This window comes from Amycolatopsis sp. NPDC031561 (genome assembly GCF_055580625.1).
The window spans coordinates 152,791-173,009 of the sequence record NZ_JBVILA010000022.1 but is presented as its reverse complement, the minus strand read 5'-3'; the positions used below and the strand labels follow the sequence as shown (position 1 = coordinate 173,009).

At 69.3% G+C, this 20,219-nt stretch carries 19 protein-coding genes; 10 read left to right on the top strand and 9 right to left on the bottom strand.

The window, feature by feature from the left end:
* Positions 1-153 precede the first annotated feature (153 nt).
* Positions 154-819, bottom strand: a complete 666-nt coding sequence (locus ACZ5IK_RS33795) for a helix-turn-helix transcriptional regulator (RefSeq protein WP_465491426.1) — start codon at positions 817-819, stop codon at positions 154-156.
* A 252-nt stretch (positions 820-1,071) separates the two neighbouring features.
* On the bottom strand, positions 1,072-1,719 hold the full coding sequence (locus ACZ5IK_RS33790) for a TetR/AcrR family transcriptional regulator (RefSeq protein ID WP_465491425.1): 648 nt from the start codon (positions 1,717-1,719) through the stop codon (positions 1,072-1,074).
* Positions 1,720-1,892: 173 nt separating this feature from the next.
* Between ACZ5IK_RS33790 and ACZ5IK_RS33785 the strand changes: the two genes are divergently transcribed.
* A complete protein-coding gene (locus ACZ5IK_RS33785; protein WP_465491424.1) occupies positions 1,893-3,365 on the top strand; it encodes an amidase in 1,473 nt (490 codons plus the stop codon).
* Here the strand turns inward: ACZ5IK_RS33785 and ACZ5IK_RS33780 are convergent.
* The gene (locus ACZ5IK_RS33780; protein WP_465491423.1) at positions 3,310-5,553 is read right to left on the bottom strand and encodes an ATP-binding protein; all 2,244 of its coding nucleotides are present in this window, start codon (positions 5,551-5,553) and stop codon (positions 3,310-3,312) included. The two genes, ACZ5IK_RS33785 and ACZ5IK_RS33780, sit on opposite strands and share 56 nt — an antisense overlap.
* Before the next feature lie 92 nt (positions 5,554-5,645).
* Here ACZ5IK_RS33780 and ACZ5IK_RS33775 point away from each other — a divergent pair, with 92 nt between their 5' ends.
* Positions 5,646-6,290 (top strand): helix-turn-helix transcriptional regulator, encoded by a 645-nt coding sequence (locus tag ACZ5IK_RS33775; RefSeq protein ID WP_465491422.1) that lies wholly within the window; start codon positions 5,646-5,648, stop codon positions 6,288-6,290.
* Positions 6,291-6,299: 9 nt separating this feature from the next.
* Here ACZ5IK_RS33775 and ACZ5IK_RS33770 read toward each other — a convergent pair whose 3' ends face one another.
* Positions 6,300-6,869 (bottom strand): helix-turn-helix transcriptional regulator, encoded by a 570-nt coding sequence (locus ACZ5IK_RS33770; protein WP_465491430.1) that lies wholly within the window; start codon positions 6,867-6,869, stop codon positions 6,300-6,302.
* A gap of 510 nt (positions 6,870-7,379) precedes the next feature.
* Between ACZ5IK_RS33770 and ACZ5IK_RS33765 the strand changes: the two genes are divergently transcribed.
* From ACZ5IK_RS33765 to ACZ5IK_RS33750, 4 genes are read left to right on the top strand one after another with little or no spacing between them, the layout of a single operon-like run.
* Positions 7,380-7,907, top strand: coding sequence for a toxin-antitoxin system HicB family antitoxin (locus tag ACZ5IK_RS33765; RefSeq protein ID WP_465491421.1), 528 nt, complete (start codon positions 7,380-7,382; stop codon positions 7,905-7,907).
* Positions 7,908-7,959: 52 nt separating this feature from the next.
* Positions 7,960-8,805, top strand: a complete 846-nt coding sequence (locus ACZ5IK_RS33760) for a DUF4097 family beta strand repeat-containing protein (RefSeq protein WP_465491420.1) — start codon at positions 7,960-7,962, stop codon at positions 8,803-8,805.
* Positions 8,806-8,839: 34 nt separating this feature from the next.
* Positions 8,840-9,790: an ATP-binding cassette domain-containing protein gene (locus tag ACZ5IK_RS33755; RefSeq protein ID WP_465491419.1), complete on the top strand. Its 951-nt coding sequence runs from the start codon at positions 8,840-8,842 to the stop codon at positions 9,788-9,790.
* A complete protein-coding gene (locus ACZ5IK_RS33750; RefSeq protein WP_101608999.1) occupies positions 9,787-10,575 on the top strand; it encodes an ABC transporter permease in 789 nt (262 codons plus the stop codon). Before ACZ5IK_RS33755 ends, ACZ5IK_RS33750 begins: the two co-directional genes overlap by 4 nt.
* A 490-nt stretch (positions 10,576-11,065) precedes the next feature.
* Here the strand turns inward: ACZ5IK_RS33750 and ACZ5IK_RS33745 are convergent, their stop codons facing one another.
* Positions 11,066-11,833 carry a TetR/AcrR family transcriptional regulator gene (locus ACZ5IK_RS33745; RefSeq protein ID WP_465491418.1) on the bottom strand — a complete coding sequence of 256 codons (768 nt, stop codon included), beginning with the start codon at positions 11,831-11,833 and terminating at the stop codon, positions 11,066-11,068.
* A 107-nt stretch (positions 11,834-11,940) separates the two neighbouring features.
* Here ACZ5IK_RS33745 and ACZ5IK_RS33740 point away from each other — a divergent pair, with 107 nt between their 5' ends.
* Together ACZ5IK_RS33740 and ACZ5IK_RS33735 are read left to right on the top strand one after the other, a co-directional pair.
* The gene (locus tag ACZ5IK_RS33740) at positions 11,941-12,663 is read left to right on the top strand and encodes a DUF2306 domain-containing protein (RefSeq protein ID WP_465491417.1); all 723 of its coding nucleotides are present in this window, start codon (positions 11,941-11,943) and stop codon (positions 12,661-12,663) included.
* Between the two features lie 49 nt (positions 12,664-12,712).
* Positions 12,713-14,179, top strand: a complete 1,467-nt coding sequence (locus tag ACZ5IK_RS33735) for an alpha/beta hydrolase (protein ID WP_465491416.1) — start codon at positions 12,713-12,715, stop codon at positions 14,177-14,179.
* Positions 14,180-14,565: 386 nt separating this feature from the next.
* Here the strand turns inward: ACZ5IK_RS33735 and ACZ5IK_RS33730 are convergent, their stop codons facing one another.
* Genes ACZ5IK_RS33730 through ACZ5IK_RS33720 form a run of 3 tightly spaced genes read right to left on the bottom strand, consistent with a single transcriptional unit; the run spans position 14,566 to position 17,672 of the window.
* Positions 14,566-16,014: an alpha/beta hydrolase gene (locus ACZ5IK_RS33730; RefSeq protein WP_465491415.1), complete on the bottom strand. Its 1,449-nt coding sequence runs from the start codon at positions 16,012-16,014 to the stop codon at positions 14,566-14,568.
* Between the two features lie 26 nt (positions 16,015-16,040).
* On the bottom strand, positions 16,041-16,760 hold the full coding sequence (locus ACZ5IK_RS33725; protein ID WP_101608995.1) for an ABC transporter permease: 720 nt from the start codon (positions 16,758-16,760) through the stop codon (positions 16,041-16,043).
* Between the two features lie 27 nt (positions 16,761-16,787).
* The gene (locus tag ACZ5IK_RS33720; protein WP_465491414.1) at positions 16,788-17,672 is read right to left on the bottom strand and encodes an ABC transporter ATP-binding protein; all 885 of its coding nucleotides are present in this window, start codon (positions 17,670-17,672) and stop codon (positions 16,788-16,790) included.
* Between the two features lie 141 nt (positions 17,673-17,813).
* On the opposite strand from ACZ5IK_RS33720, the gene ACZ5IK_RS33715 reads away from it, so the two are divergent.
* Both ACZ5IK_RS33715 and ACZ5IK_RS33710 read left to right on the top strand, forming a co-directional pair.
* The gene (locus ACZ5IK_RS33715; protein ID WP_465491429.1) at positions 17,814-18,932 is read left to right on the top strand and encodes a sensor histidine kinase; all 1,119 of its coding nucleotides are present in this window, start codon (positions 17,814-17,816) and stop codon (positions 18,930-18,932) included.
* Entirely contained in the window at positions 18,929-19,531 is a 603-nt protein-coding gene (locus tag ACZ5IK_RS33710; protein WP_101608992.1) for a response regulator transcription factor, read from the top strand. The genes ACZ5IK_RS33715 and ACZ5IK_RS33710 overlap by 4 nt, the downstream gene beginning before the upstream one ends.
* On the opposite strand, the gene ACZ5IK_RS33705 is transcribed toward ACZ5IK_RS33710, so the two are convergent.
* Positions 19,528-20,100 carry a helix-turn-helix domain-containing protein gene (locus ACZ5IK_RS33705; protein ID WP_465491413.1) on the bottom strand — a complete coding sequence of 191 codons (573 nt, stop codon included), beginning with the start codon at positions 20,098-20,100 and terminating at the stop codon, positions 19,528-19,530. The genes ACZ5IK_RS33710 and ACZ5IK_RS33705 overlap by 4 nt on opposite strands.
* Between the last annotated feature and the right edge of the window lie 119 nt (positions 20,101-20,219).

The following is a 20,219-nucleotide window of genomic DNA, read 5'->3' as shown; positions in this document are numbered from 1 at the left end:
TCAGAAGCCGAACTCCATGAACGTCTCCCGATCACACGAGATCCGGCTCCAAGCACACGTGATCCGTCTCTGATCACGCGTGATCACCGCCCGAACACGCCACTTTTGACCTTCCCCTCAATAGAACCGCCCTTACCACTCACGAGGCTCGCCTCAGATCGAGCCGGTGCGCAGCGCGAAGGCGACGGCGTGCGTGCGGTTGTGGAGCCCATACCGCGCCATCACCCGGTGGAGGACGTTCTTCACCGTGCTCTCCGAATAGGCGAGTTTGGCCGCGATCTCTTCCGTGCCATGGCCGTCGGCCAGCAGCCGGAGGACTTCACGCTCCCGATCGGACAGTCCGGACAGCGCGAGACCGTTGGGCACCAGCAGGTCTTCCTGTATTCGTTCGAGCTGGGAGAGCAGGCTTCCCTGCAATCGGGGCGGCAGGGCGGCGGCGCCCTGGCTGACCGCCAGGATCGTCCGCACCAGATGCTCGCTGTCGAGGTCGCGCCGCGGCAGCAGCGCGGCCATCCCGCATTCGATCGCCGTCATCAGGACCTGGACCGGGAAATGGTCCGTGACGATCACGCACCTCGGCGGCGACACGAGTGACGACGCGGCACGGACCTGGCGCAGGAACGTGAAAACCCCGTCGCCGATCGAATCCCCGACCGTCACGATCACCTCGGCCCGGCCGAGGTCGGTGTCGGGCAGTACGTTCAGTCGCTCGTCGGCGCCGAGAATGCTCGTCGTGCCGAGCCCGGCCAGGAGATCCGGGGCGTGCACGGCGACTCTGACGCGATCGGTCCCCCTGGTGCTCTTCCCTCCGCGATTCATGATCGAAGTCCCCATCCGAAGCGTCGGAAACCCGGAAACGGGCAGGCGGAACGGCTGTCGGCCGTCGGGTGGCGAAAGGCGGCCGATCCGCTGGTTATTAGTTCTTGCTTTACTTAGAAGCTATAACGTTACAACGTTGCATGTCAACCGCGGAAGCCACGCTTCCCACGGATGGCAGCAGCGTCACAGGGCAAGACGCCCGAAGGCCGTGAAAGGTTCAGTGCGAACGTGATCGGTCTCGGCGAAAGCCGGTCACCGCGTCGTGAGGTCGTCCAGTTCGTCCGCGATCAGCAGGTCGGGATCGAACTTCATGCCGGTGAAGTGGCCGGCGAGTTCGAGCGAGAGCACGCCGTGCAGGCGGGTCCAGAAGGCGAGCGCGCGGTGCAGGGTCGCGGACGTGGCCGGGTCGTCGCCCGCCCAGTCGCGGTGCCCTTCCAGGTGCTTGTCGAACGGGGTTTCCGGCTTGTCCACGGTGATCGCGCGGCACGCTTCGAGCAGGACCGCCATGACTTCCCGGGTGATGGCGGTGGTGTCGTCGGGCGCGTGGTAGCCAGGGACGGGCGTGCCGTAGATGAGGAAGTAGCGCTGCGGGTCGCTCCGGGCCCAGTCCCGGATGGTGACGGCGAGCCCGGCCAGGTCGGCACCGGCGTCGAACGCCGCCCGGACGGTGTCGGCGAGGCTCCGGTAGGCGTCGCGGATGAGCGCGGTGATGAGGTCGTCGCGGCTGGCGAAGTACCGGTAGAGTGCCGGGCCGCTCATGCCCACCTGTTTGGCGATCGCGTTGAGCGACAGCGCGGGGACCCCGGCGGCGGCGATCTGCTCCCACGCGCGCTGCTTGATCTCCGCGCGCACCTGGTCGCGGTAGCGCTCCCGCGGGCTCTGCCCGTCCGCGTCCGTCATCGGCCCTCCCGCTCCGTCGAGCCCGCAGCTTAGTTGCAGCCACGGCCGATGAGGAATCGAAGGGGCATGATCGGTTGCACGAACCGCTCTGATCCGCCGGAATCACCGGGTGCCCGGTCGCCGCTGATCGACAATGGACTCCTTGATCTCATGTGCGGAGGAGGACGTGCCGGATGGCTGGCGATGACTTCACCTGGCTGGACGCGACGGCTCAGGCGGAACTGGTCCGCACAGGACAGGTGTCACCGCTGGAACTGCTCGACGCGGCGATCGCGCGGATCGAAAAGCTCGACGGCGAACTCAACGCCGTGGTCAGTACGCGCTTCGAGCAGGCGCGGCGTGAGGCGGTGACGGCGCGAGGGCCGGGACCGTTCCGCGGCGTGCCGATGCTGCTGAAGGATTTCCTCTGCCACACCGCGGGCGATCCGGTGCACGGCGGCATGCGCGCCCTGTGGGAGCGGGATTGGCGCGCGCAGGCGGACTCGTACCTCGCCGCGCGCCTGCGGGCCGCGGGTTTCCTGTTCTGCGGCCGCACGAACACGCCGGAACTGGCGACGAGCATCACCACCGAACCGCTTCTCCATGGCGCGACAAGGAATCCGTGGGACCCGGCGCGGTCGCCGGGCGGGTCGAGCGGTGGTTCGGCCGCCGCGGTGGCCGCGGGCATGGTCCCCGTCGCCCACGGCAACGACATGGCGGGTTCGCTCCGGATCCCCGCGGCCGCCTGCGGGCTGGTCGGGCTGAAGCCGAGCCGCGCACGGACCAGCCTCGGGCCGGACTTCGGCGAGTACTGGGGCCAGGTCACCCACGAACACGTCCTGACCCGGTCGGTCCGGGACACGGCGGCGGTCCTCGACGTCACGGCGGGGGCCGCGCCGGGCGACCCTTACTCCGCTCCGCCGCCTGACCGTCCTTATCGGACGGAGGTCGGCGCGGATCCCGGACGGCTGCGGATCGGGTACCGGATCACCGCGCCGGGTACCTGCGAAACCGCGCACGCCGACTGCGTCGGCGCGGTCGAACGGACCGCCCGCCTGCTCGAATCCCTCGGCCACCAGGTCACTCCCAGCGCGGCGGCCGCCTTGGACGCGCCCGGGATGTTCGACACCATGCCCGCCCTGCTCGCGGCCGTGGTCACCTGGGAACTCGAGGCCTGGTCCGAGCGGCTCGGTGAGCGGCTGTCTTCGTCCGACCTGGAGCCGATGAACGCGATGCTCGCCGAAGCGGGCCGGTCGGTCACCGCCGTGCAGTGGCTCGCCGCGTCGCTTTCGTCGCAGCGGTGGGCTCGGGGAGTGGCGGCGCTCTGGGAGGACGAGCTGGACGTCCTCCTCACTCCGACGTCGCCCGCGCCGCCCGCCGCGCTCGGCGAACTGGCCCCGGACGCGAAGTCACCCGAGGAACTGGCCGCCGGTATCGCCACGGGCGCGGCGTTCACGGCGCCGTTCAACATCACCGGCCAGCCCGCGATCTCCTTGCCCCTGCACTGGAACGCCGACGGCCTGCCGATCGGCGTCCAGCTCGTCGCCGCCCAGGACCGCGAGGACGTCCTCATCCGGCTGGCCTCGCAACTGGAGGAAGCCGCGCCGTGGCCTAGGCGTCCGGCAGAAGCGCCAGCTCGGCCAGCGCCTGTTCCCTCCGGGCATTGAACGATGGCCCGGGGGAGAGCTCGACGGCCAGGGTGAGGCACTCCCTGGCCTCCTCGAAGGCACCCGCCTCCCGCCAGGCGTGCCCCTCGCGGAGCGCGCAGATCGCCTCCATCGCGGCGAATCCGCCTTCCCACGAGAGCCACCGGCTGGTGCGGTAGTAGCCCGCCGCTTCCCGCCATTCGGCGAGATCCCCGAGCACGTCGCCGATGGCGCGCAGGCACAGTGCCTTCAACATCCGGTGGAGTCCGGGGTAGGTGTCGGCCGCCAGCCGTTCGGCGTCGGCGAGGATGGCGCGGTAGACGGCGAGCGCTTCGGGGTGCCGCCCGGCCGCGCGCAGCGAATGCCCGTAGACGTTCCGGGCCGAGCTCTGCCCGTCCCAGAACGGCAGTTCGTCCGCCGATTCGTACCCGCGTTTCGCGTACTCGAACGCTTCGGCGTCTTCTCCGACGTATCGCAACACCTGGCCGAGATAGATGGACGCCCAGGCCTGCTCGGTGCGGTCGCCGACCCGGGTGGCGATCTCCAGCGCGCGGCGATGTGCCGCCACGGCTCCTTCTTCGTCGTCGAGACAGACACTGCTGGCCCAGCCGACGAAGTTGAGCAGTTTCGCCTCGTTCCGGGCGTTGCCCAGTTCGCTCGCCGCGGCCGCGCCGAGCGAGAAGATCTCCAGCCACGGCCGCTGGGCACTCCGTCCGTCGGAGTACCAGTGCAGCGCGACGGCGAGATCGCTGACCTCCCGGTGCCAGCCCTTCCGCGCCGCCACCCGCTGCGCGGCGACCCAGTTCTCGCCTTCGACGTCCAGCCAGCGGGCGCTCTCGTCCCGTGAGCCGAACCGTCCGGTCTCCGGTGCCTTCGGGTAGAACAACCGGGCCGCTTCGGCCGCCTTGTCGAGCAGGTGGGCGAGCACGGTGTCCCGCGCGGACGGGTCTTCCTCCGCCTCGAACCGTTCCTCGGCGAACAGGCGGATCAGATCGTGGAACTGGTGGCGTTCCGGCTCGGCCGTGGTCTGCAGGAGGCTGGCGTCGACGAGTTCGTCGAGGTGGTCGCGGACGTCGGCGTCGGTCGCGCCGGACACGACGGCCGCGAGTTCGAGACCGAAGTCCGCGCCGGGAACGGTCGCCAGCCTCCGGAACAGCTGTCGCGCCCCGGTCGAAACCGCGCGATAGGACAGGTCGAACGCCGATCGCAGCTGCAGATCGCCCGCCGCGAGCGCGCGCAGGCGGGTGCTTTCGTCGCGCAGCCGGTCGGCCAGCTGGGCGAGCGACCACTGCGGCCGGGTGGCGAGCCGGTTGCCCGCGATCCGGACCGCGAGCGGCAGATGCCCGCACAGCTCGACGAGCTCCCGTGCCGCGGCGGGCTCCGCGCGCACGCGGTCCTCGCCGATGATCTTGGTGAGCAGACCGGTCGCGCCGCCGTCCGAAAGCGGCTCGAGCCCCAGCCAGCGCGCGCCTTCGAGCCCGGCGAGCGTGCGGCGGCAGGTGATCAGGGTGAGACAGCCGGCCCCGGTGACCAGCAGCGGCCGGACCTGCGCCTCGTCGGCGGCGTTGTCGAGCAGCAGCAGGACCTTCCGGCCGTCGAGCAGCATCCGCAGCAACGCCGACCGTTCGGCTTCGGAGGCGGGCACGTGCCCCGGCGCGACGTCCAGCGCGCGCAGCAGCCGGTCGAGCGCGGCCCGGGCACTCAATGGTTCTTCGTCCATCCCGCGCAGGTCGACGGCGTAGCTCCCGTCCGGGAAGTCCCCGCGCCACCGGTCCGCCGCCGTCACCGCGAGCGCGGTCTTCCCGACCCCGGCCTGCCCGACGATCGCGACCACGCCGCCACCCTCGGCGACCTTCGCGGACAGCTGGGCCAGTTCGCTTTCCCGGCCGGAGAGGTCCGCGAGGGGAGCGGGCAGTGAGCAGGTCGCCGCGACCTGGGCGGCCAGTGCCGGGTTGCGACGCCTGCCCTGTTTCGCGACGGTCAGGAAGAACTCCCGGTCACCGCCGGTCAGGCCGAGCGCGTCCGCGAGCACCTCCGACGAGCGCTGCTGGGCGGCTCGCGCGCGGCCGTGTTCCAGCTCGCGCAGGGCGCGGACACTCAGCCCCGAGGCCTCGGCCAGCCGCTCCTGTGTCCAGCCCGCGGCCCGCCGGTGTTCGAGCAGGAGCTTTCCGAACACCGACCGCTTCTCACTCGCTTCCACCGGTTTCACCGCGGTCCATTCAACCGGCAGGCTTGCGGTAGCGAAAAGCTGCCCCCTTCTTCTGCTTGTCCGGGCTTCCGGGCGGCCGGTTACCTGGAAGCATGTCCACGATCATGACGACGCCCGTGCGGCCGGTCGTCCGGGCCGAGGAGCGCCGGGAGATCCGGGTCGCGGTGCACGCCGGAGACCCACTCGTCCTGGCAGGCCTGCGCAGCGCGCTCGGCGCGGGCCCCGGCATCACCCTGCGGGACGATCCGGCAACGGCCGACGTCCTCGTCGCGGTCACGGGGAACGAGCCGCACCGGATCCCGGCCGGGCCCGCGCGGCTGGTGCTCGTCGCCGACAAACCCAATCAGGCCGAACTGTGGGCCGCGGTGGAACGCGGGCTCGCCGTCGTCGTCGCGCGCTCCGAGGCGACGCCCGGGCGACTGCTGCGCGCGGTCGCCGATGCCCACGCCGGCCGGGGCGATCTGCCCGCAGACCAGCTCGGCAGCCTGCTCCGGGGGATTTCGCGGCTGCACAAGGAAGTCCTCGAGCCGCGCGAGCTCACACTCAGCGGGCTTTCGCCCCGCGAGACCGAGGTGCTCCGGCTGCTCGCGGAAGGATTCGACACCGGCGAGATCGCCCGGCGGGTGGCCTACTCCGACCGGACCGTGAAGAACATCCTCCACGGCCTGTTGAGCCGGTTCGGTTTACGGAACCGCACGCACGTCGTGGCCTACGCGCTCCGCGAAGGCCTTATCTGACAAGCGTCCTCAGATGACGCCTTCCCGGATCGCGTACGCCACCGCGTGCGACCGGTTCCGCAGCCGCAGCCGGTCGGTGACGGCGTAGATGATGTTCTTCACCGTCCGCTCCGAATAGGACAGTTCGGTGGCGATCTCCTGGGTGTCGAGCCCGTCGGCCATCAGGCGCAGGACGTCGATCTCACGCGACGAAAGCGCCGACCCGGCGGGCTCGCCCGGCGTGAGCGTCTCCCGGTGCAGCCGCTCGGCGTGTTCGGTCAGCCTGCCGAGCAGAATGGACGGCGGGCTCGCGGTACCCGAAGCGGCGCGCCGGACACTGTCGGCCACCCGGGAGTCGGTCGCCGCCGACCTCGGCAGGATGGCGGCCACCCGGCACTCCACCGCGACCGCGAGACCGCCTTCCTCGATCCGGTCGGTCACCAGCACGATCGGCTTGCCGAGTTCGAGGGCGACTTCACGCAACGCGGTGACCGCGTCGGCCGAAAGCCGCTCGAAAGCGGCGACGACGACCTCGATCCCGTCCCGCGCCGGGTCGTCGACCACCCTCACGGAAGCCCGTGTCCCGAGGAGGTCGGCCATCCCGGCCGTCGTGATGGGGTCCAGGGCGCAGACGCTCACCCGAACTGCTCGCATGCGTTCCTCTTCTGCCGTGGACGCCCGTGTCCACTGTGGATCCTGATTGTCAAGAGCCGCCGGTACAGAAAGCCTTGCCCCTCTGAGCGAGCGAAGTTCTTGTACCGTGGAGTTCGGGAAGCGACCCGCCTCGGTGACCCCCACACTTGACGGTGGGTCGCTCCCTTTTCTTGTGGCTCAAGGCAATCCTCGCCTTGGCCCGGGGCCGCGGCAACGTATTCGGCCGGGTCCTGGTTGCCCCGCCAGCGGAACCTGGCCGAATGGGCACGTGCGTATCCGCCGCTGTCCGGGAGCACCGGCTTCGCCGCCTGACCCGGTGCAGCGCGTCGGCCACAGAGCAGAGCCAGAGTGTCTCTCCAGCAATTTTAGGCTCCTGACCTGCATAGACGCCATTGTGGCGCCACTTAGCGCCAAGTTGTTCTTGTAATGGCGCCATCGCGGTGCCATGATGGTGTCATGGATCTGACGCCCTTTGTGGACACCGTTCGCCGGGAACTCGCCGTCGCCGCCGAGGCAGGCGGAGCGGAGGCGAGCGCTCTCGCCGAACGCCTGACCGCGCCGCTCGCGTCGGCCATCCGTCTCGCGCTGCTGGACGCGTTGTCCGCCGCGTCGGACGAGATCACCCGGGATCTGGCACCCGGCTCGGTCGAGGTCCGGCTGCGCGCCGGTGAAGCCAGCTTCGCCGTCACGCTTCCGGTCGCCGAACCGGCCGGCCCTGTCGCGCCGTCGGTGCCGGAGCCGCCGATGCCCCCGCTCCCGCCGCTGCCGGAGGAGGAAGGGGCCACGGCGCGGATCAACTTCCGGCTGCCGGAACAGCTCAAGGCGCGCGTCGAAGAAGCGGCTGCCGCACAAGGCCGTTCGGTCAACGCGTGGCTCGTGCGGGCCGCGTCCGCCGCGCTGCGGCCGTCGGAACCGGCCGCCCCGCCCACCTCGGCGACCAGCGGCCACCGCGCCGCGCAGCGCTACACCGGCTGGGTCAGCTAGACCCCGTCCGACCAGCACGAACACCGATCACGACACCTTTGAGGGGACAACCATGCCTTCTTTCGCCACCCCGGAACCCATTCTCGCGGACCTCGAGCCGGTCGTCGGCTACGTCCGCATCGTCGCCGGCGACCGCCCGGAAACGGTCGTCGAAGTCACCCCGGCGGACGAGAACAACGACTCCGACGTCGACGCCGCGAAGCGGACCGTCGTCGAATTCTCCGGCGGCACCCTGACCGTCCGCGCACCGAAAATGCGTCTGCTCGACTTCTCCAACAAGACGCGGTCGATCGACGTGACCATCGAACTGCCCGCCGGTTCCCGGGTGCAGGGGAGCACCGGTCTCGGCGATCTCACCGTGACCGGGCGGCTCGGCTCCTGCCGCTACAGGTCCGGGACCGGGCACATCCGGCTCGACCGGACCGGTGAGCTGAAGGTGCATTCCGCGTCCGGGAACATCGTCGTCGAGCACGTCGACGGCAACGCCGACATCAGCACGAGCTCCGGCAGGGTGCACGTCGGCGAGATCGCGGGCACCGCGGTGGTGAAGAACTCCAACGGGACCACCACGATCGGGGCGGCGGGCGACTCGATCCGCCTCCGCTCGGCCAACGGCGACATCACCGTCGAGCGGGCCGAGGGCGACGTCGAAGCCAAGACCGCCAACGGTTCGGTCCGCGTACTCGACGCCGCCAGGGGCAAGCTCGACCTCGACACGTCGATGGGGGACATCGAGGTCGGCATCCGCGAGGGCAGCGCGGCCTGGCTCGACGTGAACACCCGCTTCGGCCGCGTCGTCAACGACATGGCCGCCGCCGGCGCACCCGACGCCACGACCGACAAGCTCGAAGTCCACGCCGGAACGTCCGTCGGCGACATCCTCGTTCACCGTTCCTGACCCTCCGGGTCCTTTACACACCAAGGGAATCCACATGAGACACCCGGCCATCTCCGCGACCGGACTGCGCAAGTCCTACGGTGACAAGGTCGTACTGGACGGCGTCGACCTGCACGTCCCGACCGGCACCGTCTTCTCGTTGCTCGGCCCCAACGGCGCGGGCAAGACCACCACGGTCAACATCCTGTCCACTTTGGTCAGCCCGGACGCCGGGGGCGCCACCATCGCCGGAGCCGACCTGGCCACCGATCCGGACGGCGTCCGCGCCTCCATCGGCCTCACCGGCCAGTTCTCCGCGGTCGACAGTCTGCTCACCGGCGAGGAAAACCTGTTCCTCATGGCGGATCTGCACCACCTGCCGCGCCGTGCGGGGCGCAAGCGCGCCGCCGAACTCCTGGAACGGTTCGAGCTGACCGACGCCGCGAAGAAGACTCCGGCCACCTTCTCGGGCGGCATGCGCCGCAAACTCGACCTGGCGATGACCCTGATCGGTGACCCCAAGGTCATCTTCCTCGACGAGCCGACCACAGGCCTCGACCCGCGCAGCCGCCGCACGATGTGGCAGATCATCCGCGACCTCGTCGCCGACGGCGTGACCATCTTCCTCACCACGCAATACCTGGAGGAGGCCGACCAGCTCGCCGATCGCGTCGCCGTCCTCGACGGTGGCCGCGTCGTCGCACTGGGCACGCCCGACGAGCTGAAGCGGCGCGTGCCCGGCGGGCACATGCAACTGAAGTTCCCCGACGCGGGCTCGCTGCGCGACGCGACCCGCGCGCTGCAAGTGTCCACTTCGGACGATGAGGGCCTGGCGCTGCGCGTGCCGACCGACGGCACCGTCGCCGCTCTCCGCGCGGTGCTGGACCGGCTCGACGCCGAAGCCGTCGCTGTCGACAGCCTCACCGTGCACACCCCGGATCTCGACGACGTGTTCCTCAGCCTCACCGGTCACCGGACCGAAGCGACCAAGGAGTTGGCCCGATGACCAGCCTGACCCTCTCGATGCGCGACTCGTCGACGATGCTGCGCCGCAACATCAGACATATGCAACGGTATCCGTCACTCACCATCATGCTGGTCGGCCAGCCGATCGTGTTCCTGCTGCTGTTCGTCTACGTCTTCGGCGGCACCCTCGGGAACGGCCTCGGCGGCGGGGGCGGCCGCGCCGAATACGTCGGCTACGTCACGCCCGCCATCCTGCTCATCACCGTGTGCAGCGCCGCCCTCGGCACCGCCATCTCGGTGGCGACGGACATGACCGAGGGCATCATCGCCCGGTTCCGCACCATGGCGATCAGCAAGGCGTCGGTGCTGACCGGTCACGTCGTCGGCGCGTTCATCCAGACGGCGTTCGCGCTCGCCGTGGTGTTCGGGGTCGCGCTGCTCGTCGGTTTCTCGCCGACGGCGGGCGTCGGCGAATGGTTCGCGGCCGTCGGGGTGCTGTTGCTGCTGACCATCGCGCTCACCTGGTTGTCGGTGGCGCTGGGGCTGGCCGCCAAGAGTGTCGAGACGGCGAGCAACACCCCGATGGTGTTCATGCTGCTTCCCTTCCTCGGCAGCGGTTTCGTGCCCACCGACTCCATGCCCGCCTGGCTGCGCTGGTTCGCCGAGTACCAGCCGTTCACGCCGGTCATCGAGACGCTCCGGGGACTGCTGCTCGGCACCCCGATCGGTGGCAGCGCCTGGCTCGCGGTCGGCTGGTGCGCGGTGTTGTCGATCGTCGGCTACCTGTGGTCGAAGTCCTTGTTCGCCAAGGAACGCGACCGCTGAGCCGGAACCCGAACCGGGGGTCGTCCCGGGCCGGAGCACCTCGCTCCGGTCCGGGACGTTGGTTTCGGCCGTGCTTGGCCGGGTTGGTCGTGAGTGGCGATTCGGGGTCTGGTGGACCCGTATTTGCCTACCCACTGGATCCTGGGTGAGTGGGGAGGATTTGGGACGGTGAGCGTCTCAAATCTTCCCCGCTCGGCTGCCGTCTGCGGGGTTGTGGGGGTGGCACGGTTTTGATCAACGGAGGATCGGGGACGTTGAGTGTCCCCGATCCTCCGTTGATCAAGCACCGAGACCGGAACACTCCCATCGACGATGAAGGAATCAGGACACCCAACGTCCCCGTTCCTACATCGTCAACACCCGGCACCCGCTGAGCCGCCAGCTCGTGGTGGCCGCGTGAACCGAGTCGACCCTCGACTCCCGCACGCCACCTTCACCCTGGTCACACGTAGGTAGGCAAATACCGGTCCGTTCTCACCCGAATCGCCACTCACGACTTCGCCACCCAGACGTCGATGCCGTCCAGGAACCGGTCCACACCGAAGCCGATCTCGGCGGGCAGCGCCCCCTCACCGGTCTGCTCGGGTCCTGCCGCGACACTGGCCTCGGCCGCGTGGACGGCCGCCAGCGCGGGGTAGCCTTCCGGGTCGATGAGCTCGGACAACGCCCGCGCCAGCTCGGTTTCCGTGCGCGGCCGCCCGCCGTCGGTCTTGTGCGCGCTGTTCATGTCCAGGCCGATCTGCGCGGTGCCGCGGACGACGGCGGTCAGGTGCAGGGCCGCGGCCCGCGCCTCGCAGGGAGCGAGTCCGGCTTCGAGCAGGGGCCGGAGCAGGCGGTCCAGCCAGGCGAGCTGGTTGGGGCCGATCGGCGAGTGGTCGAGCGGGACGCGCAGCAGCCAGGGATGGGTTTGGAAAGCGGCCCAGAGCGCGCCGGCCCACTGCCGGACAGCGTCGCGGTAGTCCTTCGCGCCGTCGAGTTCGGGCGGTTTCGCGGCCGCGACGTCGGCCATCACTTCCAGCAGCAGGTCCTTGCCGGGGATGTGGTTGTAGATCGACATCGTCGAGTAGCCGAGCTCGGTGGCGACCCGCTGCATGGAGAGCGCGTCCAGGCCGTCGGCGTCCGCGACCTGGATCGCGGCTCGTGCGATCCGCTCCACGGTGAGCTGGGCCCGTGGCCCGCGCCTGCCGGGCGTCCGTCCCGCCCACAGCAGCGCGAGGCTGCGCTGGAGATCCGGGCCCTTGTTGTCACGTGTCGCCATCAGCCATCCCGTCGGTGTCGTCGATGACCATCCTAAAACTCTGTATGACGTACGTTCATGTGTATGGTGTACATAGTTTCTGATCGTCCCCTCCCGAACGGATCACCATGACCTCGTCGAACGCGCCCCGCTGGTGGCGGCGCCCCTGGATCGTGCCGCTGATGCTGGTGGCGGCGGCTTTCCTGGCCTTTTCGGTACCGCCGTACCTGAGCTTCGACCCGGCCGAGTCGCGGCTGGAAGCGCCACCGGGGAACGGCCTCTACTACCCGATGCTCGTCGCGCACGTCCTCTTCGGCACGGTCGCGATGGTGACCGCCTGTTTCCAGATCTGGCCCGCGTTCCGCGCCCGCTACCGGCGCGGGCACCGGATCACCGGCCGGATCTACGTCTTCGCCGGTGCGCTCCCCGCCGGGTTCGTCGGCCTGTACATCGGCTGGCACACCAGCGTCGGCCCTTCCGTGCGGGTGGCCAACCTGGTGGGCTCGGTGCTGTGGATCGCGGTCACGATCATCGGGATCCGGATGGCGAGGCAGCGCCGCTTCGGCGAGCATCGCCGGTGGATGTCCCGCAGTTTCGCGCTCGCGATGTCGATCGTGCTGAGCCGCGTGATCAACGTCGTGGCCACGATCGTGCTGACGCCGCAGATCGGCTCGACCTTCGGCGGCAGCGAAGTGCTCATGCGGTACAGCGCGATGAGCATCGGGGCCTGGCTCAGCCCGTTGCTCCTGCTGGTACTCACCGACTGGGTGCTGGAGCGCCGCAAAACCCCGAAAAAGCCCCCCAGCGGGCTAGACGTCTCGTCCCCGGGACGGACGCCTTCGCGGGTGTAGCGCTTCTAGCCTGATATCGGGAATTTCGTTGGATATCAGGGAGTTCGGGTTGCTCAGGAAAACAGCCATCGTGGTGGCACTGCTCGTCGCCGGGGCGTTGCTGCCGTCGGTGCCCGCCGTCGCGGTCCCTTCGATCACCTGGCACGGCTGCACGACCGGCCCCGGCGACGTCCTCGGCGCGGAGCTGGACAAGGCGGGCGCGCAGTGCGGGGACATCGCCGTGCCGGTCGACCATCGCCGTCCGCGGGGGCGCAAGCTCACCGTCGCGCTGGCCCGGGTGAAGGCTACCGATCCCGCGCACCGGCTCGGCACGCTGATGCTCAATCCGGGTGGGCCGGGAGGCCCGGCCATGGAACTGGTCCTGGCCGGACCGCTCATGCCGGAGATCGCTGCCCGCTACGACCTCGTCGGTATGGACCCCCGGTTCGTCGGGCGCAGTTCGCCGCTTCGGTGCGCCTGGAACACCGACACGTTCACACGTTCGGCAGGGCCGGATCTCAGGACGTTCCGTGAGAGCGTGGCCCTCGCGAAGGACCTGGCGCGCGGCTGCTCGGGCAACGACCACGAGTTGTTGCGGGCCGCCTCGACCCGCAACACCGCCAAGGACATGGACGTCGTGCGCGCCGCGCTCGGCGAGCGGAAGATCTCGTACCTCGGCGCGTCGTACGGGACCTATCTCGGCGCGGTCTACCTCCAGATGTTCGGCTCCCGGGCCGACCGGTTCGTCCTCGATTCGTCGGTGGATCCCGAGGCGTACGGGCCGGGCCTGCTCCGCCCGACCGCCCCGGCGCTCGACGCCGCGCTGCGGAACTGGGCGAGGAGCGCCGTGGGGCAAGGCATGGGGGAGACCGCGGACGAGGTGGTGGCGACCGTGCGGGACGTCGCCCGGTCGGCGGAGCGGCGGCCGTTCCGGGTCGGGAAGTACACAGTGGACGGTCACCTGGTGCCGTACCTTTTCTTCGCGAACCTCTACGACGACCGGCCCGCTTCACAGGCCGAGTTCGCCGCGACCGTACGGACACTCCGCGATGCCGCGGCAGGCCGTCCCGTCACTCCTCCGGAAGGACTCGCCGCGCTCCTCGACGGCCTGACGACCGGCTCCGGCTCCGCGACCGACCGGGCGGGGACGCCGGTCATCTGCGCGGATCGAGCGGCCTCCCGCGAACCGGCGACGTACTACCGGGACATCCAGGAGCACCGGGTGGCCGAGCCGCTGTTCGGGCCGCTGGCGCGCAACATCACGCCGTGCGCGTTCTGGCCCGTGGCCCCCGCCGAACCCGCCACCCGGATCCACAACACTTCGCCGGCTCTGCTCCTCGGCTCGACCGGCGACCCCGCGACGCCGTACGCCGGGCAACTCGCGCTGCACCGGGCGCTCGGCGGTTCGCGGCTGGTGACGGTGGAAGGAGCGTTCCGGCACGCCGTGTTCTTGAAGGGTGACCGGTGCGTCGACGTGGCGGCGCGGGACTACCTGCTGAGCGGAGAGCTGCCTGCGGACCAGGTCTGCCGCTCCTGAGAGGCGGATCAGCAGGCGGGCGTGGGTCGGGTTGGTCGTGGGTGGCAAAGGTTCGAGTGTGGAGGATTCGGGACGTTGAGTGTCCTGATTCCTTCATCGTCGAAGGGGGTCGGTCCGGTCTCGGAGCTTGATCAACGGAGGATCGGGGACACTCAACGTCCCCGATCCTCCGTCGATCAAGACCGTGCCACCCCACAACCCCGCGGACGGCAGCCGAGCGGGGAAGATTCCGGACGTTCAACGTCCAAATCCTCCCCACTCGCCCACATCAGCATCCAGAACAAGCTCTACGACCTCACCAAGATGACATCAGGATCCAGTGGGTAGACAAATATGGGTCCGATAGAACCCGAATCGCCACTCACGACCCACCGGACCACCACGGATCAGCAGGCGAGATCGTGCCGCGGTCGCGCACCGGTGACCAGGAACCCCGTCGCGAGGTCGTTGGCGCACTTGTTGTCCTTGAACAGGTACGCCAGGTGCCCGCCCTGGTCGACGGTGACCATCCTGGCGCGGTCGCCGAAGGCTTCACGCAGCTTCCGCGCGCCCGCCAGCGGCGTGGCCGGGTCGCGGAGGTTCTGCACGATCAGCAGGTTCGACGGGCCGCGGCCGGTGATCTTCACCGGCGGTTCGACCGGCTCGGACGGCCAGAACGCGCACGGCGTGATGTCCGCGGCCGCCGCGCCGAACAGCGGATGCCGGAACCGGTCGATCGCGACGTTGCGCCGGTATGTCCTGACGTTCTCCGGCCAGTCCGAGTCGTTGCAGATCACGTGCAGCTGGCTCGCGATGTAGTTGTCGGCCGGGTACGCCGTGCCGGCGGTCGATCCGGTGATGGCGGGCGCCGGCGCGGGTTTCCCGCTGTCGAGCGCGTGCCAGGTCTCGGCCAGCAGCGGCAGCTGCTTGTCGTAGTAGAGATAGGCGAACGTGATGTGGCGGAACACCTGGCCGTTGTAGCCGTCCGGACTCGGGGTCTTGTCCAGCCGCGCGGCGAGCTCGAAGTACTTCGCCGTCACCTCCGCCGGCGTCCGGCCCAAGCCGTACTCGGGTTTCGAAGCGGCGAACTTCGCGAAGTCCGGGAAGCGGTCTTCGACACCTTGTCCGAACAGTCGCGAGAAGGACGCGTCCCAGCCGCCGGGCCCGGTCGCGCTGTCGATCAGGAACCGGTCGCTGCGCTCGGGGAACAACGAGGTGTACACCGAACCGAGGTAGGTGCCGTAGGAGATGCCGAAGTAGTTCACCTTCCGCTCGCCGAGCGCCTCGCGGACGCGGTCCATGTCGCGGGCGGTGTTGGCGGTGGTCATGTACGGAAGGAGCGGCGCGGTGGGCGAGGAACCGCATTTCGCGGCGACGGCGGCGACCCGTTGTGCCTCGGATGTGACGTCGGCCGAGTCCCGGGCGTACCTCGGGATGTTGGACGGATGCTCCGCGACGGTCAGCCCGCAGGTCACCGGCGTGCTGTTGTGGACGCCACGCGGGTCCATCCCGATCACGTCGTAGCTGTCCAGCACGTCCTGCGGGATGTTCAGCTGCTTCTTGAGGGTGTCCGGGTAGGCCAGTCCTTCACCGCCGGGGCCGCCCGTGTTCGTCAGCAGCACGCCGCGGCGCTTTTCCGGTTTGGTGCTCGCCAGCCGCGAGATCGCGATCTCGATGGTCTTCCCGCCGGGGTCACGGTAGTCCAGCGGGACGTCGAGGGTGCCGCACTCCAGGCCGAGGCCCGCCGCCTCAGCCGGGCAAGGCCCCCACTTCGGCGGGGGCGCCGCCGAAGCGACCGCCGGGGTCGCCGCGGTCAGCAAGGCGGCCGCGAGAACGGGGATCATGGCTTTGCGCATGGGTTTTCCTCCTCGGATGGACCGGGTCATCGGCGCGGTTCCCAGCGGAAGAGCCGCGAGGCCAGGACCACCGCGACGACGACCCACGCCAGGGTCGGGGCGAGCAGGAGCAGCGATTCGGAGACCGCGACGCCGCCGTTCCAGGCGTTGACCGCGAGTTCGGTGGCCGAACCGCCCGGCAGCAGGCGCTTGACCAGGGTCAGGTCGTCGGTGCCGCTGATACCGACCCAGGAAGCGACGGCGATGACCCCGAGGCTCACCGGCAGCGTGGTGACCTGGGCGTGCTCGGGGGAGTTGGTCAGGCCCGCGGTGGCCAGGCCGAGGCCGATCATCATGGCGACGGTGGCGAGGACGGCCAGCACCAGCAAGCCGATGTTCGCGGGTTTGCCGGTCACGAAGCCCAGCACGGTCATGATCACGGCCACCTGGACGAGCGCGATGACGGTGACCGGAAGCACCAGCCCGATCAGGATGGAGGCGTCACCGGCCGCTGTCGAGCGCAACCGCTTGAGGAACAGGTTCTGCCGCCGGGAGGCGAGCGTGGTCACCGAGCTGGCGTAGAGACCGAACGCGCACACGGTGAACATCACGATCGCCGCGATGTAACCGAGGCTGCCGATCTTGGCGAAGATTTCGTGCTGGTAGACGAAGAACGCGCAGATCGCGATGGGCATCACGAAACTGGTGATGAGGACCGAGCGGTTCCGGAAGATCTGGATCAGCTCGCTGCGGGCGATCGAAAGCATGACTGGAGTCCTTTGTGGAGTGAGTGGCTAGTCGTTGTCGATGGCGCGGAACACGTCGTCGAGCCTGGTCGGGCCCGCTTCGAGGTCCTGCAGCTCGATCGCGTGGTCCTGCGCCCACCGCAACAGGGTGTGCAGGTCCTTCTGCAGACCGAAGGTTTCGATGACGAACTTCCCGTCGTGCTCCCGCCTGCCCTGCAACGGCAGCGCCGGAGCCGGGGCGGGGAGGACGAAGCGGATCACGGCGGGCAGCGTCCGCGTCAGTTCGGAGACCGTGCCCTCCTGGTGGAACTTCCCCCGGTGCATCAGGCCGATGCGGTCGGCGCGCTGCTGGGCCTCTTCGAGGTAATGCGTGGTGAGCACGATCGTGGAGCCGTCCTCGCGCAGTTTGTCGACCGCGTCCCACAGCGCGTCCCGCGACTGGATGTCCAGACCGGTCGTCGGCTCGTCCAGGAACACCAGTTCCGGCGAGCCGTACACCGCGGTCGCGAAGTCGAGCCGCCGCTTCTCGCCACCGGAAAGCTGGGACACCTTCGTGTTCGCCTTGCGTGAGAGGTCCACGATGCCGAGCACCCGTTCGAGCCGGTCCGTGCGGTGGGTCAGCGTCCCGATCAGGCGGATCGATTCCTTCACCGTCAGGTCCGGTGAGAAACCGCTCTCCTGCAACATGATGCCCATCTTGGGCCGCACGGCGGCGCGGTCACGCGGGCTCTTTCCCAGGACGCGGACCGTGCCCGACGTCGGGGTCCGGTGTCCTTCGAGGGTTTCCAGGGTCGAGGTCTTCCCCGCCCCGTTGGTGCCCAGCAGGGCGTAGAACTCGCCTCGCCCGACTTGGAAGGACAGATCCTTCACGGCGTGGAAGTCGCCGTACTTCAGGTTCAGGCGGTCTACGTCGATCACTGGTGTCGAAGTCATACCCAGATCTCAACCGCTCCGGCCCGGAACGGCCAGTGCGGCCACGTCATGACCGGCCCATGACATTCTTCGGGGTGAACCATGACGTGGTGTCACTGGTGCCCTCCGTCGCGGAGGGCCGATACTGGGCCCATGTCTGATGTGGACACCGAGCCGGCGCGGGGAAAGCTGCGCAAGCTCAACCTCACCATGTTCTTCCCGCTGTTCACCGTCGGCGGGGTGATCGTGGTGGTGTCGGACGCGCGGACCTGGTGGCATGTGGTCGTCCTGAGCTTGAGCGTGCTGGCGGCCATGGTCGCCTTCGTGCGGTGGACCTCGGGCGAGCTCATGCGGGTCGCGATCCCGTGCCTGGTCGTCACGGCCGCCGTGTGGCCGTTCTCCGTGCTGCTGGTCGGCGGCGGTTCGGCGTTCTTCGGGATCCTTCTCGTGGGTTCCTTCGTCGTTCCCCAGCTTCCCCGTCACCGGGTCGCGGCCGCGATCGCGCTCGTCGCGTACATCGCGGCGGTGGGCGCGTCGAGGCTGCTGGTCTCCCACGACGACGTGTCCGAAGAGCTGATCAGGTTCGTCTTCGTCCCCGCCGCGGTCACCGCCATCGTGCTCGGGCTCATGTTCCCCAACAAGCGGTTCTACGACGTCGTCCACGAACTCGAAGAGTCACGAGAGCGGGAGGCGGAACTGGCCGTCATCCGCGAACGGGTCCGCTTCGCCAGCGATCTGCACGACATCCAGGGCCACACGCTCCACGTGGTGAAGCTGAAGACCGCGCTCGCCACGAAGCTGGTGGACATCGACGCCGAACGGGCCAAACAGGAGCTGAGGGAGATCCACGCGCTCGTCAGCGACACGATCACCCAGACGAAGGAACTCGCCTATGCTCAGCGGAGGCTCAACCTTTCCGCCGAACTGGAGAACGCGAGGAACCTTTTCGAGGCCGCGGGGATCCGCGTGCGGATCAACCGGGAGGGTGACGTCGATCCGGAGGCGGGCAGGCTGCTAGGCCAGGTCCTCCGCGAGACCACGACCAACATCCTGCGGCACGCCCAGGCGACGCGGGTGCGGATCACCCTGACGGAGTGGAGTATCGGCATCGTCAACGACGGCGCCCAGCGCACACCACTGCCCGAACTCCGGGGGCTGGCCGCGCTCGGGCAACGCGTCGTCGCGGAGGGCGGCGAGCTGACGGTGGAACAGGAAGACGGGCAGTTCGTCACGGCCGCGTCCTTCCCGGGCAAGCGATCCGAAGCAACGGAGAAACGATGACCACGGTGGTACTCGCCGACGACGAAGCCCTGCTCCGCAAGGCGATGGCCGCGCTGCTCCCGCTCGAGGGCGAGATCACCGTCCTCGCCGAAGCGGAGAACGGGGAGGAGGCCGTCGAGGCCACCCTGCGGCACGAACCCGACGTCCTCGTCATCGACCTCGAAATGCCCGGCGTGGACGGGCTCGGCGCTGTCGCGGAGATCCGCCGCACCCGGCCGGACCAGGTCATCCTCATGCTGACCAGGCACGCGAAACCCGGTGTGCTCCGCAAAGCCCTCAAACTCGGGGTGCAGGGTTTCGTCAGCAAGGCGGCCGAACCCTCGCACATCACCTTCGTCATCGCCGCCCTGCACCAGGGCAAACGCTGGATCGACCCGGACGTCTCCGCGCTCGCCGTCGTCGACGACTGCCCCCTCACCGAACGGGAGCTCGAGGTGCTGCGGGTGACCGGCGAGGGGTATTCCGTGGCCGAGATCGCCGCTCAGCTCCACCTCGCGCAGGGCACGGTGCGCAACTATCTCTCGAACGCCATGCAGAAGACCCAGACGCAGACCCGGCACGAAGCCGCCAGGTACGCGCGTGAGCACGACTGGCTCTAGTTCGCCCTGATGTGGGCGCGTTCGCCCTGCGGTCCGAAAAGGACAAGGGTCTCGACGGCGTGACCGTCGGCCGAGCCGAGCCAATGCGGCAGCGCGGTGTCGAACTCGGCGGCCTCGCCGGGCGGCAGGACCATGTCGCGATCGCCGACCACCAGCCGGAGCCGTCCATTGAGGACATACACCCATTCGTAGCCGCCGTGGGTCTGCGGCGTGGGTTCCGCCGGTTCGGGGCGGCTGGGAATGAACATCTTGAAGGCCTGCACGCCGCCGGCGCGGCGGGTGAGCGGCAGGAAGGTCATGCCGTGACGGTGGATCGGCTGTAAATGGATCCGCGGATCGCCGGTCCGGGGTGCGCCGACGAGGTCGTCGAGCGGGACGCCGTGCACGCGCGCGAGTGGTAGCAGCAGTTCCAGTGTGGGCCGCCGCCCGCCGCTTTCCAGCCGCGACAAGGTGCTTTCCGAGATCCCGGTCGTCGCCGACACCTCGGCCAGGGTCAGGCCACGGCGTTTGCGCAGCGCGCGCAACCGGGGGCCGACCGCGTCCAGTACCTCGTCCGTCTCGTCAGCCATGCCGTCGATCTTGCCAGGTCGGCAAGTTTTCGTGCCAGTTCACGTCACCCGAGGCGACAGTGGCGACCATGAACGCGACGAAATTCTGGGACGGGCTCTACGAACGCCGTTCCGCCGGA